Origin of the sequence: Rhodobacter calidifons (assembly GCF_011174775.1) — a bacterium.
GTDB lineage: Bacteria > Pseudomonadota > Alphaproteobacteria > Rhodobacterales > Rhodobacteraceae > Tabrizicola > Tabrizicola calidifons.
Genome location: NZ_JAANHS010000004.1, coordinates 165,771 through 183,117, shown reverse-complemented (window position 1 = coordinate 183,117; position 17,347 = coordinate 165,771). Strand labels below are relative to the sequence as shown.

17 protein-coding genes and 1 riboswitch are annotated in these 17,347 nt (G+C 67.2%); of the genes, 12 read left to right on the top strand and 5 right to left on the bottom strand.

The genetic code is table 11. From position 1 onward, the window contains the following. Positions 1–47: 47 nt before the first annotated feature. Entirely contained in the window at positions 48–1,073 is a 1,026-nt protein-coding gene (locus G8O29_RS07540) for a substrate-binding domain-containing protein (protein WP_166402626.1), read from the bottom strand. Positions 1,074–1,285: 212 nt separating this feature from the next. Here G8O29_RS07540 and G8O29_RS07535 point away from each other — a divergent pair, with 212 nt between their 5' ends. After that, entirely contained in the window at positions 1,286–2,566 is a 1,281-nt protein-coding gene (locus G8O29_RS07535; RefSeq protein WP_166402625.1) for an ROK family transcriptional regulator, read from the top strand. 10 nt (positions 2,567–2,576) lie between these two features. On the opposite strand, the gene G8O29_RS07530 is transcribed toward G8O29_RS07535, so the two are convergent. Continuing rightward, positions 2,577–3,422, bottom strand: coding sequence for an SDR family oxidoreductase (locus G8O29_RS07530; protein ID WP_166402624.1), 846 nt, complete (start codon positions 3,420–3,422; stop codon positions 2,577–2,579). A gap of 161 nt (positions 3,423–3,583) precedes the next feature. Here G8O29_RS07530 and G8O29_RS07525 point away from each other — a divergent pair, with 161 nt between their 5' ends. From G8O29_RS07525 to G8O29_RS07475, 11 genes are all read left to right on the top strand, one after another. Then, positions 3,584–5,062 (top strand): AMP nucleosidase, encoded by a 1,479-nt coding sequence (locus G8O29_RS07525; RefSeq protein WP_166402623.1) that lies wholly within the window; start codon positions 3,584–3,586, stop codon positions 5,060–5,062. Between the two features lie 165 nt (positions 5,063–5,227). Beyond that, positions 5,228–5,515, top strand: a complete 288-nt coding sequence (locus G8O29_RS07520) for an HU family DNA-binding protein (RefSeq protein ID WP_128516215.1) — start codon at positions 5,228–5,230, stop codon at positions 5,513–5,515. A 69-nt stretch (positions 5,516–5,584) separates the two neighbouring features. Further along, positions 5,585–5,944 (top strand): VOC family protein, encoded by a 360-nt coding sequence (locus G8O29_RS07515; protein ID WP_166402622.1) that lies wholly within the window; start codon positions 5,585–5,587, stop codon positions 5,942–5,944. 90 nt (positions 5,945–6,034) lie between these two features. Then, the gene (locus tag G8O29_RS07510; protein WP_166402621.1) at positions 6,035–6,748 is read left to right on the top strand and encodes a cytochrome c biogenesis CcdA family protein; all 714 of its coding nucleotides are present in this window, start codon (positions 6,035–6,037) and stop codon (positions 6,746–6,748) included. Positions 6,749–6,760: 12 nt separating this feature from the next. Further along, positions 6,761–7,171, top strand: a complete 411-nt coding sequence (locus tag G8O29_RS07505; RefSeq protein ID WP_166402620.1) for a thioredoxin family protein — start codon at positions 6,761–6,763, stop codon at positions 7,169–7,171. Positions 7,172–7,390: 219 nt separating this feature from the next. Further along, positions 7,391–8,320: a glycosyltransferase family protein gene (locus G8O29_RS07500; protein WP_166402619.1), complete on the top strand. Its 930-nt coding sequence runs from the start codon at positions 7,391–7,393 to the stop codon at positions 8,318–8,320. A 19-nt stretch (positions 8,321–8,339) separates the two neighbouring features. Next, a complete protein-coding gene (locus G8O29_RS07495) occupies positions 8,340–9,152 on the top strand; it encodes a hypothetical protein (protein ID WP_242678963.1) in 813 nt (270 codons plus the stop codon). Continuing rightward, positions 9,149–10,987, top strand: coding sequence for a bifunctional glycosyltransferase/class I SAM-dependent methyltransferase (locus G8O29_RS07490; protein WP_166402618.1), 1,839 nt, complete (start codon positions 9,149–9,151; stop codon positions 10,985–10,987). Before G8O29_RS07495 ends, G8O29_RS07490 begins: the two co-directional genes overlap by 4 nt. Before the next feature lie 51 nt (positions 10,988–11,038). Then, positions 11,039–11,139: riboswitch (TPP riboswitch) on the top strand. 36 nt (positions 11,140–11,175) lie between these two features. Further along, entirely contained in the window at positions 11,176–12,159 is a 984-nt protein-coding gene (thiB, locus tag G8O29_RS07485) for a thiamine ABC transporter substrate binding subunit (RefSeq protein ID WP_166402617.1), read from the top strand. Positions 12,160–12,235: 76 nt separating this feature from the next. Continuing rightward, positions 12,236–13,783, top strand: a complete 1,548-nt coding sequence (locus tag G8O29_RS18440; RefSeq protein ID WP_166402616.1) for an ABC transporter permease family protein — start codon at positions 12,236–12,238, stop codon at positions 13,781–13,783. Then, on the top strand, positions 13,770–14,468 hold the full coding sequence (locus G8O29_RS07475; protein WP_166402615.1) for a thiamine ABC transporter ATP-binding protein: 699 nt from the start codon (positions 13,770–13,772) through the stop codon (positions 14,466–14,468). The genes G8O29_RS18440 and G8O29_RS07475 overlap by 14 nt, the downstream gene beginning before the upstream one ends. Before the next feature lie 48 nt (positions 14,469–14,516). Here G8O29_RS07475 and G8O29_RS07470 read toward each other — a convergent pair whose 3' ends face one another. From G8O29_RS07470 to petA, 3 genes are read right to left on the bottom strand one after another with little or no spacing between them, the layout of a single operon-like run. Next, entirely contained in the window at positions 14,517–15,308 is a 792-nt protein-coding gene (locus G8O29_RS07470) for a cytochrome c1 (protein ID WP_166402614.1), read from the bottom strand. 13 nt (positions 15,309–15,321) lie between these two features. Further along, positions 15,322–16,671 (bottom strand): cytochrome b, encoded by a 1,350-nt coding sequence (petB, locus tag G8O29_RS07465; RefSeq protein WP_166402613.1) that lies wholly within the window; start codon positions 16,669–16,671, stop codon positions 15,322–15,324. Positions 16,672–16,682: 11 nt separating this feature from the next. Further along, positions 16,683–17,255 carry a ubiquinol-cytochrome c reductase iron-sulfur subunit gene (petA, locus tag G8O29_RS07460; RefSeq protein ID WP_166402612.1) on the bottom strand — a complete coding sequence of 191 codons (573 nt, stop codon included), beginning with the start codon at positions 17,253–17,255 and terminating at the stop codon, positions 16,683–16,685. Between the last annotated feature and the right edge of the window lie 92 nt (positions 17,256–17,347).

The window sequence follows — 17,347 nt, the reverse complement described above, 5'->3', positions numbered from 1 at the left end:
AGCGCCGGCCCCGTCACGGGCCGGCGCTTGCAACCGTGAGCATGGGCCTAGCGGCAGGCGGCGACCGACGGCAATGCGTTCCTGCAGACGTCCTTCTTGGTCACATGATCGGCGTCGATGACGACGTCCAGCGTGTCGGCGGTGATCGGGGTCGGGTTCAGCAGGATCGACCAGACCGGAATCCCCTTTTCGCCACCCGTGAACTGCCGCGCCTCGGGAATCAGGCTCATCGGTGTGCCCTCTGCCAGCTGAACGGCGATGCGGCCTGCCTGCCTGGCCAGATCGAAGCTGTTCTTCCAGACCGATACCGTCTGCATCCCCTGCGCGACGCGGTTCAGCGCAGCCGGGTCGCCGTCCTGGCCGCCGATCGGCACGGTCAGACCTGCGGCCTGCAACGCCTCGATGGCGGCACCGGCCATGTTGTCGTTCTCGGCCAGCACGGCATCGACCTGGTTGCCATTCTCGGCCAGGATCCTTTCCATGATGGCCTTGGCCGCATCGGGTCTCCAGCCATCGGCATATTCCTCGCCGACGATCCTGATCTGCCCGCCCGCGACCGAGGCACCGATCACCTCTTCCATGCCCTTGCGCAGGAAGTCAGAGTTCGGATCGCCCGGATCGCCCTTGATGATCGCATAGTTGCCGGTGGGCTGCGCCTGCTTGACGATGGCGGCGATGATGCGCCCGACGCCCACATTGTCGAAGGTGATGTAGAACACGCCCGGATGTTCGATCAGCCGGTCATAGGCCAGCATCGGGATGCCCCTTTCCGCGGCGCGTTCCACCGCGGTCATGATCACATCCTTGTCCACGGCCTGGATCACGATGGCATCCACGCCGTCAACGATCATCTTCTCGATGTCCTGCAACTGCTTTGCGGCAGACCCGCCGGCATCGACGGGGATGTATTTGTTGCCGCTGCGCTCGATGATCGACCGCATCGCGGTGACGTCCCAGCGCCAGCGCGGCTGGGCCAGGTCGCCCCAGGCGACGCCGATCTTCTTGCCTTCGGCCAGCGCGGCCGAGGTCAGAGCCATCAGGGCCAGGGCCGCAACCCAAATCAGTTTTCGCATGAACGCTCCCCCCTAGATTGCATCCTGCTGGGTGTCTAATCCCACAGTTGAGCAAAACTATGGCTACGCTGACACATCAATTTCAGTTGTCAAAATTATTCTGCTGGTCAAAGCTTGCTTCAGGGAGGAAATGGTGGAGGTCCGGCCATTCTGCGGCGAGCCTGCCTTCATCCGCAGCAGAATCGGCGGCTTTTGCTTCGGGGGGCGAAGGAATGTTGGCCAAGGCGACGCATGCCGCCGCGACAGAGCCGCGCAAGGGTGTCGGGCCGCTGATCCCGCCGCTGACCGAAAGCCAGCGTCCGCTGCGCCAGCAGGTCTTCGAACTTGTGCGCGCCGCCGGCCTGATTCCCCGGGTGCAGCTGGCCAAGGATCTGGGCATCAGCCCGGCCAGCGTGACAACGATCTCCTCCGAGCTGATCGAGGCGGGCCTGATCGAGGAAGTCGCCGTCCAGCGCGCGGGCGAGGCCGGGCGCGGGCGTCCCGCCGTGTCGCTGGGGGTCAAGGCCGGGGCGCATCTGGTCGCAGGCATGAAGCTGTCGGACCGCGAGCATACCGCGGTGGTGGTCGATTTCGCCGGCAAGCTGATCGCGGATGAGGCGATCCCGCGCCGGCCCGGTCCGATGCAGCTGGGCGAACTGCTCGACACGATCGAGGCACTGCTGGACCGGGTCTGCACCAAGGCGAAGGTCGCCCGCGCCGAGCTTTCCGGCGTCGGGATCGGATTGCCGGGCTTTGTCGATTGCAAGGACGGGATGGCGCTGTGGTCCTCGATCCTGGTCGAGCGATCGGTGCCGATCGCGGCGGCGGCCACGGCGCGGCTGGGGATTCCGGTGCAGGTGGACAATGACGCGAACCTGGTCGCGCTGGCCGAACTGTGGTTCGGCGCCGGGCGCAGCCTGTCGGATTTCGCCGTCGTCACCATCGAGCACGGCGTCGGCATGGGATTCGTGATGAACCACCGCATCTATCGCGGCGCGCAGCGGCTGGGGATGGAGCTGGGCCATACCAAGGTGCATCTGGACGGCGCGCTGTGCCGCTGCGGGCAGCGCGGCTGTCTCGAGGCCTATGTCGCCGACTATGCGCTGGCGCGCGAGGCGACGACGGCGCTGAACTGGGGCCACAAGGAAAGCCAGCCGATCAACGTGCTGCTGGAAAGCCTGTACGACCACGCGAAGGCCGGGAACGCCACCGCCAAGTCGATCTTCCGCCGCGCCGGGCGCTATCTGGCGGTCGGCCTGTCGAACGTGGTCAACCTTTTCGACCCCGCGCTGATCATCCTGTCGGGTGAGCGGATGCGCTATGACTATCTCTACGCCGCCGAGACCCTGGCCGAGATGGACAATCTGGCCATCAATACCGGCCGCCCCCGCCCGCCGATCGAGATCCACGCCTGGGGCGACCTTCTGTGGGCGCATGGCGCGGCGGCGCTGGCCCTGTCCGAAGTGACCGAGGCGATCCTGTCCAGCCAGCCACGCGACATTGCCGCGCAGTGATGCGGGCCGGTCAGGACTGTTCCTCGGCCAGAAGCGCTGCCAGGCCCTGCGGGTAATCCGGATACAGAAGCCTGACCCCAAGCTCCTCTTTGATACGGTCGTTCCGCACCTTCTTCGATTCGCTGTAGAAGCCCAGTGCCATCGGCGTCAGCGTCGGGGCGACCTCTGCAAACGGCACGGCGGGGGGCTCGGGCATTCCCAGCAGCCGGGCGGCATGGCTGATGACATCCTGCGGCGGGCAGGGGTTGTCGTCGCAGACATTGTAGGCCGCGCCGGGGTTGGGGCGGCGGATCGACGCCTCCAGCACCTGCGCGATGTCATCGACATGGATGCGGCTGAACACCTGCCCCGGCTTGATGATCCGCCGCGCGGTGCCCTCGCGCAGCTTCTCGAACGGTCCGCGCCCCGGGCCGTAGATGCCCGCCAGCCGGAAGATGTGGACCGGCAGTCCGGTTGCCAGCCATTGTCCCTCGGCCAGCACCCGCTGTCGGCCCCGGTCGGACTGCGGGGTCAGGGGCGTCGTCTCGTCCACCCAGCCGCCCGCGTGGTCGCCATAGACCCCGGTGGTGGACAGATAGCCGACCCAGACCGCGCCGGAACGGGCGATTTCCGGTGCGGCGCGCAGGAAGGGGTCGCCCTGGGCGTCGGGGGCGGCGGAACAGAGGATATGCGTCGCCTCGGCCAGTGCCGGGCCCGGGTCGGCGGGCCAGAGCAGCGGTTCGACCCCTTCGGCGCGCAGGGCCTCGGCCTTCTGGGGATTGCGGGTGGTGCCGATGATGCGCCAGCCTTGCGGCAGCAGGCGGCGGGCAAGGGCGCGGGCGGAGTAGCCGTGGCCAAGGGACAGAAGCGTGGACATGGCCGGACTATCGGAGGGCGGACAGCGGTGTGCAAGAGGCCAGCGCAGGAGGCGGGGCTTGGCACGGGGGATTTCGGGGCAGCCACGGCCGTTACAATGGCTTCACTTGCGGACCTGCCCGGCTTTCGGCTTATATGCCGGATCAACCGCAGGACCCCGGAATGCAAGACGACCAGAACAGCGCCATTCTCACCCCGGACGCCCCGGCAATGGAAAGTTTCACCAATGCCGCCGAGGCCGTGGACCGTCTTGAGCTGCTCTATTTCCAGGCCACCCGCTTTCTGTCCGAACAGTTCCTGAAAACCGTGTCCAAAGGCCATCCCGGCCGGCGCATCCGCGCCTATTACCCCGAGATCCGGCTGACGGTCACCAGCTTCGACAAGATCGACACCCGCCTTGCCTTCGGCCATGTCTCGGCGCCCGGCACCTATGCCACCACTGTCACGCGGCCCGACCTGTTCCGCAACTACCTGATCCAGCAGATCGAGCTTCTGATCCGCAACCACGGCGTAACGGTCGAGGTGGGCCTGTCCGACACGCCGATGCCGGTGCATTTCGCCGTCTCGGGCAGCGAAGTTGCGATCCCGCAGGAAGGGGTGATGGACTTCAGCTTGCGCGACGTGTTCGACGTGCCGGACCTCGTCACCACCAACGACGACATCGTGAACGGGGTGATGACGCGCTATGACGACGGCTCGGCCCCCCTTGCGCCATTCACCGCGCAGCGCGTGGACTACAGTCTTGCGCGGCTGTCGCATTACACCGCGACCGACCCGACGCATTTCCAGAACCACGTTCTGTTCACCAACTATCAGTTCTATGTGGACGAGTTCGAGGCCTATGCCCGTTCGGCGCTGGCCGACCCGACCTCGGGCTACACGGCCTTCGTGGCGACCGGCAACCAGATCATCACCACGCCGGACGGGGTGATCCAGCCCGTGGCGAAGATGCCGCAGATGCCGACCTATCATCTGAAGCGGCCGGACGGGAACGGGATCACGCTGGTCAACATCGGCGTCGGCCCGTCCAACGCCAAGACCGCCACCGACCATATCGCCGTTCTGCGACCGCATGCCTGGCTGATGGTCGGCCATTGCGCGGGGCTGCGCAACAGCCAGTCGCTGGGCGATTTCGTGCTGGCCCATGCCTATCTGCGCGAGGATCATGTGCTGGACGACGACCTGCCGGTCTGGGTGCCGATCCCGGCGCTGGCGGAAATCCAGATCGCGCTGGAAAAGGCGGTGGCCGAGGTGACGCAGCTGGAAGGCTATGAGTTGAAGCGGATCATGCGCACCGGCACCGTCGCCACCATCGACAACCGCAATTGGGAGCTGCGCGACCAGTCCGGCCCGGTCCGCCGCCTGTCGCAATCCCGCGCCGTGGCGCTGGACATGGAGTCGGCGACCATCGCCGCGAACGGGTTCCGCTTCCGGGTGCCCTACGGCACGCTGCTCTGTGTCAGCGACAAGCCCCTGCATGGCGAGCTGAAACTGCCCGGCATGGCGTCCGACTTCTACAAGACCCAGGTGAGCCGCCATCTCCAGATCGGCATCCGCGCCATGGAGCGTTTGCGCGAAACGCCGATCGAGCGCCTTCACAGCCGGAAACTGCGCAGTTTCGAGGAAACGGCCTTCCTCTAGACGGCGAAAAAACCGTCAAACCCCCTTGTTTCGCGGTTCGGGGCTTGATTTCGGCCCTCAAACCGTGTGTCTGGGCCGTGGCCCCGCAACCGGGGGTGGACGCCCGTGCTTTGCGGGCCGAACCGTGCATATGACACGAAGCGAATAACAACGAAGGATGATCAAATGTCCAAACCGATGACCAAGACCCAGCTGGTGGCCGCCGTTGCCGAAGAGATGGGTGGGGACAAGAAGACCGCGACTGCCGCTCTGGATGCCATCGCCGCCGTCGTGTCGCGCGAAGTCGCCGCTGGCGGCACCGTCACGCTGCCGGGTCTTGGCAAGGTGGCCTGCAAGGCCCGCCCGGAACGTCAGGTCCGCAACCCCGCCACGGGCGAGACGATGACCAAGCCGGCCGACAAGCAGGTCAAGTTCGCCATCGCCAAGGCGCTGAAGGACGTGGTCAACGGCTAAGGCTTTCCGCCGTCCGCCGGATGTGAGAGGGTCGCCATCAAGGCGGCCCTTTTGCTTTGGGAGGCAGGCATGGCCAAGGTCACCGGCATCGGTGGCATCTTCTTCCGGGCGCAGGACCCTGCGGCGTTGAACGACTGGTATCGCACGCATCTTGGCATCACCCAGCCCGAGGTCTCGGTCTGGATGCAACAGGCCGGACCGACGGTCCTTTCGCCCTTCGAGGCCGACACCGACTATTTTGCCGCCGAACGGCAATGGATGCTGAACCTGCGCGTCGATGACCTGACCGGAATGATCGCGGCATTGCGCGCCGCGGGGATCGAGGTCGAAACCCGCGCCGATTGGGACGGCGACGGCAGTTACGGCACCTTCGCCCGCATCCACGATCCCGAAGGCACGCCCATCGAGCTGTGGCAGCCGCCCGGCTGACGCCGATTGTTACAACCGCCTCGCGGCGGATCACACAGGCCAACGAAAGGTTTGAGTGACTGTAACCGGCTCACACGGCAAGGTCATGCCATGGAACTTGTCTTTGCATATCTTGCCGGGCTGTTGACCCTGATCAACCCCTGCGTCCTGCCGGTGCTGCCCATCGTGCTGGCCTCGGCCTTGCAGGCGCATCGGCTGGGACCCCTGGCCATGGCGGGCGGCATGGCGGTCAGCTTTGTCACTCTCGGCCTCACCGTCACCGCCTTCGGCCAGGCCGTTGGCCTTGACGAACGCACCCTTGCGCAGGCCGGGGCTGTCCTGATGATCGGCTTCGGCCTGATCCTCCTGATCCCCCGCCTCAACGCCGGTTTCGCCACCGTCACCGCCGGGTTCGCCGCCCGCGCCGATGCCGGGATCGACGGGATCGACCGCTCGGGCCTCGGCGGTCAGGTGCTTGCCGGGATCCTCCTCGGCGCGGTCTGGAGCCCCTGTATCGGCCCCACCCTTGGCGGCGCGATCAGCCTGGCCAGCCAGGGCCAGAGCCTCGGCTGGGCGGGCGCGATCATGACCGCCTTCGCCGCAGGGGTCGCCACAGTGATCCTGGCGCTGGGCTACGGCGCACGCGCCGCGATCCTGCGCCGCCGCGACCTGCTGCGCCGTCTGGCCGACCGCGCCAAGCCGGTGATGGGGGCGATGTTCCTGGCCGTCGGCCTCGCCATCCTCTTCCGCTGGCACCACGTCGCCGAAGCCTGGCTCATCGACCACCTTCCCACCTGGCTGATCGACCTCAGCGTTTCCTTCTGAATGGAGCTTCCCATGAACCGCCGCGACTTCCTGATTGCCACCGCCGCCGTGACCCTGGCCCTGCCGGTCGCCGCCCGTGCCGCAGCCGATTACACGCCCGAGCTGCTCAAGGCCGAACTGGCCGCGGGCAAGACCGTGTTCCTGGATTTCAAGGCCAGCTGGTGTTCCACCTGCGCCGCGCAGGAACGGGTCATCACTGCGCTGCTGAAGGAAAATCCGAAATATGAGCAATCCCTCAGCTTCATCAACGTCGACTGGGACCGTTGGTCCGACGGCGATCTGGTCAAACAGTTGAACATACCCCGCCGGTCCACCCTTGTCGTCCTGAAGGGCGACAAGGAGCTTGGCCGCATCGTTGCCGGCACGGCCAGGGACGAGATCAAGGCCCTGATGGACCTGGCCCTTCAGGCCGCAACCAGCTGAGCCATCCGGCCCGGACGCAGGTCCCTGACGTCCGGGCCCGCGTTCGGACAGCAGCATGTCCGGCAGGGCCGGCGGGTAACGGACCTGAGCCGCAGCGGCATCAGCGACCGTTGCGCCGACCGATCGACCGGCTGCGGGCAGGGCGGCAAGCCGCTTCCTGCGCTTGAACCCGCGCGAATCCGCGTGATACGGTCCGTCCGCATGCCCCAGGAAGGCCGGATGACCGAACCCCCCACCCAGCCCGGACCAGCCACGCTCGACCCGACCAAGAAGCCGGCCGGGGCCATGACCATGGTCTACAAGGACTATTACTTCCTGCGCCGCTGGGTCGATTACTACGGCCGCCAGTTCGGGCGCGAACATCTTTACGTCCTTTCGCACGGCGGCGACCCGGAACACGACCGCATCTGCGAAGGCGCCAATGTCATCCGCCTGCCGCGCGACCCCACGCTGTGGCGGATGGAGCGGCGGCGCTGGAGCATCAACAGCCAGTTCTCGGCCGGGATGCTGCGCTATTACAACTGGTTCATCGTCGGCGATGTGGACGAGGTGGTGATCGTCGATCCCGCCGTGGCCCCCGACCTGGTGACCTACCTTGGCCGCTACACCGACCCGAAACGGACGCCCGCCTCGCTCTGTCCCTTCGGGATAGAGCTGATCCACAACCCCGAAGAAGAGCCCGAACCCCTTGCCGATGACCAGCCGATCCTGTCGCGCCGCCGGGTGTTCCGCGCCAATGCCAACTACGCCAAGCCCTGCGTGTTGCGCAAGGAAACCGGCTTTACCGTCGGCGGGCACGCCAACAACCACCAGCCGCGCGTGCTGGACCCGCATCTCTACCTGATCCACCTGCGCTTCTTCGACCACGACATGGTGACCGAGCGTCTGGCCGGCCGCAAGGACATGCGCGCCACCATGACCGGCGACCGCGATCCCGCGACCGTGGGCAAGGCCTGGGGCAAGGATCTGGAAACCTTCCTCAAGCTGTCGAAAGGCGTGGCTGAACGCGAGGACGCCGAACTGCCCGAGTTCCGCAAGCGGATGATCGAGGGCCAGCAGCACCTGCACGACGGTAAGATCACCTTCTTCGGCGGCGGCCGCACCAAATCGCTCTACCGCCTTCCCGACCGTTTCGCCTCGGTCTTCTGACCGTGCAAAGGACAAGACCATGGACCTGAACCGCCGACCTGTCGCCTCGCTCTGGATTGGCGAAAGCCTGCACTACATCAACCAGCTCTGCCTGAAATCGCATCTGGTGATGGGCCATCCGGTCACGCTCTACTGCACCGACAAGGTGCGCAACGTGCCCGAAGGGGTCGAGGTGCGGCCCGCGACCGAGATCATGCAGATCGACCGCGCGCTGGTCGAGGCGACCTCGGCCTCGTTCCTGTCGAACGTGTTCCGCTACAAGATGATCGCCGCGACCGGGGCGATCTGGATCGACTGCGACGCCTTCTGCCACCGCCCCTTACCCGAAGGCCAGGAGCATATCTATGCCGGCCACGGCATGCGCGGCGCGCTGAACTGCGGCGTGGTGGCGATGCCCCGGACCGGGCGGCTGATCGAAAGCCTGCTCGACTATTACGACAACCTGCCCGACTACCCCGCCTGGTGGGGCAACAAGCAGCGCCGCAAGATGGACAAGCTGGATCCCCGCCTGCCGAAGGCCGTCCGCATCTTCCAGACCGAACGCACCGCCTTCGGGCCCCAGGCCTTCACCCATTTCGCGCAGCTGACGGGCGACATCGACAAGGCGATGACCGCCGACACGCTTTACCCCGTGCCCTTCCAGCTGAACGACGTGTTCTATGACCCCCATTCCAACGTCGAGGGCCATTTCACCGACCAGACCCTCTCGGTGCACATCTACACCAACGCCGCCCGCCCCTGGTGGCGGAAGAACCCGCCGCTGAAGGGCAGCTACATCGCCCGGATGTGCGAAAGGCTGGAGATCGACCCCACAGCCGCGCTGGAAGAATGACCTTCACCAGACAGACCAGCCGGCACGGCGCGCTGGTGGCGCTGTCCACCATGAAGGACGAGGGCCCGACCGTCGTCGAATGGGTTGCGCATCACCTGGCGATCGGGTTCACCGAGATCATGGTCTATACGAACGACTGTTCGGATGGGACCGACGACCTTCTGAAACGCCTTGCAGCGCTGGACATCGGCGTCCACCACCGCGACAACGTGATCCCCGAAGGGATGAAGCCGCACCCCTCGATGCTGAAGGCGGCCGCCGAGGAAGAGCTGATCGTCAATTCCGACTGGCTTCTGGTGCTGGATGCCGACGAGTTCATGGTCATCAACCACCCCTCGGGCACGCTGGACGGGCTGGTGGCGGACCTGAACGCCATGGGCGCCAGCGCCATGGTGCTGACCTGGCGGATCTTCGGCTCTTCCGGCATCCGCGACTGGTCGCGCGCGCCCATCACCGAACAGTTCACCCGCGCCGCGCCCGAGTTCTGGAACAAGGGTTGGGGCACCAAGACGCTGCTGAAGTTCGACCCGAAATACCTGCGGCTGGGGATGCACCGGCCGATCATCAAGTCGCAGCACAAGGACACCGACTATCCCGAAAGCGTGCTCTGGGTGAACGGGTCTGGCCGGCCGCTCGAGGACTGGTTCAAGTTCCGCGGCTGGCGCTCGATCCGGCGGACGGTCGGCTACGACTGGGCGCAGATCAACCATTATGCCATCAAGTCGATGGCGGCCTATTCCCTGCGCAAGTTCCGCGGCAACGCGAACCTGAAGAAGGACAAGTACAACGCCGACTACTGGTCCTTGCAGGACCGCAACGAGGTCGAGGACACCCGCATCTTCCGCCACCGCGACCGCCGGGCCGCGATCATGGCCGAGCTTCTGTCCGACCCCGAGGTCCGCCGTCTGCACGAGGCCGCCCACGACCGGGCCGAGGCGCGGCTGGCCGAGTACCGGCAGTCGCCGGACTACCTCGCCTATGTCGCCAATCTCGAGGCCGCCTCGAACGTGCCGATCAGCCAGGTCGTGGCCAAGCCGCCCAAGCCCCGCGACCCCGAGGCGGTGAGGGCCGTCCAGACCAGGCTGGAACAGCGCCGCAACGCCCTGCCCAAGGAAGAACGCCGCACCCCGCCACCGCCCGGCTGGGGCTCGCCCTTCGCCTCGCCCTATGTCTCGGGCTCGGCCGACCTGTCGCAGGACATCCCGCTGGAACTGGTGGAAAACCAGGGCCTTAAGATACCCCTCGACCCGCGCGTCTTCACCGCCGCCAGCCTCGAGGTGCTGAAGTCGGGCAAGTTCGATCGCCGCCACGCGCGCAACATCGCCGGATTCCTGAACGGCTGTTCCAGTTTGCTCGACCTCGACGCCGGCGTCGGCTTTGTCGCGTTGCGCGCCCGCGCCGCGCTGCCCGACCTGCGCGTCACCATCCACGAAGAACGCCCCGCGCTTCTCCTCCTCTCGCGCCGGATCGCCGCGCTGAACTTTCCCGAAACGGACGGCCTGGCCTGGACGCAGACCACGCTGAACCCGGACGGCATCTGGTCCGGTCTGCACAGGCTGATTGCCACCGCCCGCCCCGAGGCGCTTCGTCTCTCCGGCCCCCTATTGCCGGCCGAGGCCTTCGACGCCGCGGCGCTGACCGGCGTCCGCCGCATCCTGATCCCCTTCCTCGACCCCTCCGAAGTCACGTCGGCGCGCGCGAAGCTTGTCCCCGCCCTCGCCGCACTGGGATTCGCCGAGGACGAGAACGGCGAGCCGAACGGAACGCTCTTCCTGCGCCGCGACCAGGTCTTGCCCATGTCACAAATACTCCCGCCGGAGGCGACCGCGGCCTGACCTTGGCACCCGGCCAGCCCCCTTGCACCCGCCAGCGATTTCCGTAAGGTCGTAGCTACCTCGGGGTGCCCGGCAACGGGCTGAGACGCGCAAGCGAACCCGTTGAACCTGAACCGGATCATACCGGCGGAGGGAAGGTGCATGGGTTTCTCCATCCCCGACCATTCCGTCGCAACATGGAGAAAGACATGCAAAGACACCTCCTTGCTGCGGGCCTGCTGACCATCGCCAATGCCGCGCTGGCCGAAACACCCGTGCTGACCGTGCTGACCTATGACAGCTTCACCTCGGACTGGGGCCCCGGCCCGGCGATCGAGAAGGCCTTCGAGGCTACCTGCGGCTGCGACCTGCGCCTGGTGCCGGCGGGCGATGGCGCGGCGCTGCTGGCCCGCGTCCAGCTGGAAGGAGCGGGGTCCGAGGCGGATGTGGTGCTTGGCCTCGACACCAGCCTGACCGCCGCCGCCGCCGCGACCGGGCTGTTCGCCCCGCACGGCCTGACCCCGGCCACCGACCTGCCGGTGGACTTCGCCGATCCCCTGTTCCTGCCCTATGACTGGGGCTGGTTCGCCTTCGTCCACGACAGGACCAGGGTTCCCGAACCCCCGACCTCCTTCGCGGCCCTTGCTGCCTCGGACCTGAAGATCGTGATCCAGGACCCGCGCTCCTCTACCCCCGGTCTCGGGCTTCTGATGTGGGTCAAGGCGGCCCATGGCGACCGCGCCGCAGAGATCTGGACGGGTCTGGCCGACAATGTCGTCACCGTCACCCCCGGCTGGTCCGAGGCCTATGGCCTGTTCCTCGAAGGCGAGGCGGACATGGTGCTGTCCTACACCACCTCGCCCGCCTACCACCTGATCGCGGAAGGCGACGACAGCAAGGCCGCCGCGCTGTTCGAGGAAGGCCATTACATGCAGATCGAGGTCGCCGGCAAGCTGGCCGCCACCGACCAGCCCGAGCTGGCCGACCGGTTCCTCGCCTTCATGTTGACCGATGCCTTCCAGTCGGCCATCCCCCGGACAAACTGGATGTATCCCGCCGTCACGCCGGCGGCCGGCCTGCCCGAAGGCTTCGACGCCTTCCGCCCTGCGACATCCCTGTTGCTGACGCCAGCCGAGGCGCAGGCCGCCCGTGACCCGGCGCTGGCCGAATGGCAGGCGGCGCTGGCAAGATGACCCACCGCGCGCGGCCTGTCGCCGGGCGCCTCCCCTCCCCCCGGTGGGGAGGGGATGGGGGTGGGGGGCTTGCCGGATGAGCCGCGCCCGCTTCCGGCGGCGGGACCTGCCCGCGCTTCTGCTGGCCGGCCTGCTGCTGGCGCTGGTGCTTGCGCCGCTGCTGGCCGTGGGCTGGCGCGGCGCCGGGGTCTCGTTCGGGCCGGCCGACTGGGCGGCGGTGCGGTTTTCGGCGACCCAGGCGCTTCTGTCATCCCTGTTTTCCACCCTTCTGGCCATTCCCGTTGCCCGCGCGCTGGCCCGTCGCCGGTTCCCGGGCCGCACGGCGCTGATCGCCCTGATGGGCGCGCCCTTCCTGTTGCCCGCCGTCGTCGCCGTCCTGGGACTGCTTGCCGTCTTCGGCCGCGCGGGGATCCTGAACCAGACGCTGATCGCCCTTGGTCTGCCGCCGGTCTCGATCTACGGGCTGCATGGCGTGGTGCTGGCGCATGTCTTCCTGAACCTGCCGCTGGCCACGCGGATGATCCTGCAAGGCTGGCAATCCATTCCGGCCGAGCGCATCCGCCTGGCGCAATCGCTGGGCTTCACCCCGCGCGAGACCTTCCGGCATCTGGAAGCGCCGATGCTGCGCGAGGTCCTGCCAGGGGTCGCGCTGATCGTCCTGGTCATCTGCCTGACCAGCTTTGCCGTGGTCCTGACCCTGGGCGGAGGCCCTGCGGCCACCACGATCGAACTGGCGATCTACCAGGCGGTGCGCTTCGAATTCGACCTGTCGCGCGCGGCCGGGCTGGCCGGCGTGCAACTGGCGCTGGGCGGGCTGGCGGCGCTGGCGGCCTGGGTTCTGGCCCGGCCGGCGGGCTTTGGCGCGGGGCTGGACCGCGCCTTGCGGCTGGAGGCCCCGCCGGGCTGGCGCCACGGGCTTGACGTGCTGGCCCTGAGCCTGACCGCCCTGTTCCTTGTCCTGCCGCTCTTCGCCGTGGTCCTGCGCGGTCTGCCGGGTCTCGCCGATCTGCCGGCCCCGGTCCTGCCCGCTGCTGCCCGTTCGGTCTCGGTTGCCCTGGCCTCGGCGCTTCTGGCCACGACTGCCGCCCTTTCGCTCGCCCTGCTGGCAGCCCGAAGGCAAAGCCTCTGGGCCGAAGCCGCGGCGACCCTGCCGCTGGCGACCTCCGGGCTGGTGCTGGGCACGGGCCTGTTCCTGCTGATCCAGCCCTTCGCGCCGCCCATGGTGCTGGCCCTGCCGGTGACCGTGCTGGTCAACGTCGCCCTGTCCCTGCCCTATCTCTTCCGCATCCTTCTGCCCGAGGCGCGGGCGCTGCACGCGGATCATGGCCGTCTTGCCGACAGTCTGGACCTGCAAGGCTGGCCCCGGCTGCGCTGGCTGGTCCTGCCGCGGCTCGCCCGGCCTCTGGGCTTTGGCGCCGGGATCGCGGCGGCGCTTTCGATGGGCGACCTTGGCGTCATCGCGCTGTTCGCGGGCGAACGGCAGGCCACCTTGCCGCTGGTGGTCAGCCAACTGGCTGGCGCCTACCGGACAGAGGCGGCCGCCGCCGCCGCTCTGGTGCTGGTCGCCCTTTCCTTCGCCCTGTTCTGGGCCTGCGACGCCGGAGGCCGCCGTGCTGCATCTTGACCGCCTGAGCCTTGCGCAACCTGGCTTCCGCCTGACGGCGGACTGGTCGGCCGAACCCGGCAGCCTGATCGCGGTCATGGGGCCGTCGGGGGCGGGGAAATCGACGCTTCTGTCGCTGATCGCGGGCTTTCTGGCGCCGACCGGGGGGCGCGTGCTGTGGCAGGGGGCCGACCTGGCCCCGGTTCCGCCCGGCCGGCGTCCGGTGACGATCCTGTTCCAGGACCAGAACCTCTTTCCGCACCTGACGGTGGCGCAGAACCTTGGGCTAGGCCTGCGCCCGGACCTGCGGCTGTCGGCAGGGGACCGGGAGAGGGTAGAGACCGCCCTTACCCGTGTCGGGCTGGCCGGGCTTGGCGGGCGACGGCCGGCGCAGCTTTCGGGCGGGCAGGCCAGCCGGGCAGCCCTGGCCCGCGCCCTGTTGCGCGCCCGACCGATCCTCCTGCTGGACGAGCCCTTCGCGGCGCTGGGCCCGGCGCTCCGGGCCGAGATGCTGGATCTGGTGCGCGAGGTCGCTGCCGAGACCGGGGCGCTGGTCCTGATGGTCACGCATGACCCCCAGGACGCAAGGGCGCTGGGCGGAAGCCTGGCCTTCGTCACACAGGGCCGGGTTAGTGCGCCGGTCGAAACCGCGGCGCTGCTGGCCGATCCCACCCCCGAGGTGCAGGACTACCTGGGCCGCAAATGAAAAGCCCCGCCACGGGGGCGGGGCTTTCCGAATGCGATGGCGACGGGATCAGGCGTGGGCCTGCTTGCCCTTGACCCCGGCCCAGATCCGCTTGTTGGTCAGATACAGCAGGGTCGAAAGCAGGATCAGGAACAGCACGCTGACAAAGCCCGCGCTCTTGCGGTCCATCAGCTTCGGCTCGGCTGCCCACATCAGGAAGGCCGCCACATCCTCGGCCATGTGATGCACGGTGGCGGGATGGCCGTCGGCATAGGTCACCTGGTCGTCCGACAGCGGCGGAGCCATGGCGATCCAGCCGCCGGGGAAGGCCTTGTTCTCGTAGAAATACGAGCCGAACTCTTCCTTCTCTTCACCCGTGTAGCCGGTGAGGAGCGAGTAGATGTATTCCGGCCCGCCCATGCCGCGGAACAGCTGGTTGATGCCGGTGCCATAGGGCCCGTGGAACCCCGCGCGGGCCTTGGCCATCAGCGACAGGTCGGGCGCGCCGGCCCCGGTGTTGGCCGGGAAATTGTCGGCCGGCACGGCTTCGCGGTCCTCTCCGGTTTCCTTGTCGGTCACGGTGAACTGCTTGGCATAGGCGCGGACCTGATCCTCGGGCAGACCCGGGCCGCCTTCGTCCGACAGGGTGCGGATCGGCACGTATTTCAGCCCGTGGCAGCCCGAGCAGACCTCGGTATAGACCTGAAGGCCACGTTGCAGCTGGAACTGGTCGAACTTGCCGAATGGGCCTTCGAACGAGAAAGCCACATCCTCGACATGCCCTTCAGACCCGGCGGCAAGCGCGCCGCCGGCGGTCAGGGTCAGGGCCGATGCGGCGATGAGTGCGATATTGCGGAACATGTGGCGTTTCCCCTTACTCGGCCGGCGTGGCCTGGGCCCCGTAGTGGGCGTTCCGTTGTGGGCGTTGAAACTGGGCGTTGAAGTCTTCCTCGATGGTCGCGGGCTGGGCCAGCGGCTTCTCGATCACGCCCAGAATCGGCAGGATCACCAGGAAATAGGCGAACCAGTAGGCCGAGGCGAGCAGCGAGATCGTGGCATAGGGTTCTTCCGCGGGCATGGCGCCGCACCACATCAGCACGATGAAGTCGATCACCAGAAGCGCGAACCACCACTTGAACATCGGGCGATACCTGCCCGACCGCACCGATGACGTGTCCAGCCAGGGCGCCAGCGCCATGACCGCGATCGCGCCGAACATCGCCAGCACGCCGAAGAACTTGGCGTCGATGATGCCGAAGGACAGCCAGTTGGCCGCGATCACCACCCAGACATCGCCGGTGAACGCCCGCAGGATGGCGTAGAACGGCAGGAAGTACCATTCCGGCACGATGTGCGCCGGCGTCGCCAGCGGGTTCGCCTCGACGTAGTTGTCGGGGTGGCCCAGGTAGTTCGGCATGAAGCCGACGATGGCGAAGAACACCGCCAGGATCACCGCCAGGGCGAAGAGGTCCTTGATCACGAAGTAGGGCCAGAACGGCACGGTGTCACGCGCGGCCTCTTCCTTCGAGCCGCGGCGCACCTCGATCCCGGTGGGGTTGTTGTTACCGGTGGTGTGGAAGGCCCAGATGTGCACCGCGACCAGGGCGGCGATCACGAAGGGCAGCAGGTAGTGCAGGCTGAAGAAGCGGTTCAGCGTGGCGTTGTCCACCGCCGGGCCGCCCAGCAGCCAGGTCTGGATCGCCTCGCCGACACCGGGGATCGCGCCGAAGAGGCCGGTGATGACCGTGGCGCCCCAGAAGGACATCTGGCCCCAGGGCAGGACGTAACCCATGAAGGCGGTGCCCATCATCAGCAGGTAGATGACCATGCCGATGATCCACGTCACCTCGCGCGGGGCCTTGTAGCTGCCGTAGTAGAGGCTGCGGAAGATGTGCAGGTAGACGGCGAAGAAGAACAGCGAGGCGCCGTTGGCGTGCAGGTAGCGGATGAAGTAGCCGCCGTTCACGTTGCGCATGATGTGTTCGACCGAGGCGAAGGCCATGTCCACATGCGGCGTGTAATGCATCGCCAGGATGATCCCGGTGACGATCTGCAAGGCAAGGCAGAAGGTCAGGACGATGCCCCAGATCCACATCCAGTTCAGGTTCTTTGGCGTGGGGATCATGATGGTGTCGTAGAGAAGCCCGACGATGGGCAGGCGGCTGTGAAGCCAGCGCTCACCCCTGGTCTTGGGCTCGTAATGGTCGTGCGGAATTCCAGCCATGATGCTGCTCCTTACCCAAGCTTGATGGTGGTTTCGTCGAAGAAGGTCGCCACCGGCACCGGCAGGTTCTTCGGTGCGGGGCCTTTGCGGATGCGGCCCGCGGTGTCGTAATGCGAGCCGTGGCAGGGGCAGAACCAGCCGCCGAAGTCACCCGCGCCGTCGCCCAGAGGCACACAGCCAAGATGGGTGCAGACGCCCATCATCACCAGCCATTCGCCCGCCTCGTCCAGCGTGCGGTTCTGGTCCGAGGCATCGGTGCCGGGCCGGTTGGCGTTTTCCGACCCGGTGTCCGGCAGATCGGTCAGCGGCGTGGCGCGGGCGGCCTCGATCTCTTCGGGCGTGCGGCGGCGGATGAAGACCGGCTTGCCCAGCCATTTCACGGTCAGCTGCGTGCCGACCTCGACCGTCGAGACATCGACCAGGATCGAGGCCAGCGCCCGGGTGTCGGCCGAGGGGTTCATCTGGTTGATCAGCGGCCAGACCGCGGCGCCAGTGGCCACCGCCCCGGCACCCGCCGTTGCGTAGTACAGGAAATCCCGCCGAGTGCCTTCGCCGGTGCCTGCGTGATCGTCTGCGTAGGACACGAGATCTTCTCCCCTTTCAGGCCGGAGGCGCCGGCCCATATGGATTTAGGGGCGATGGAAATCCACGCCCCGCCGGGCGCGTGTTTAGCCAA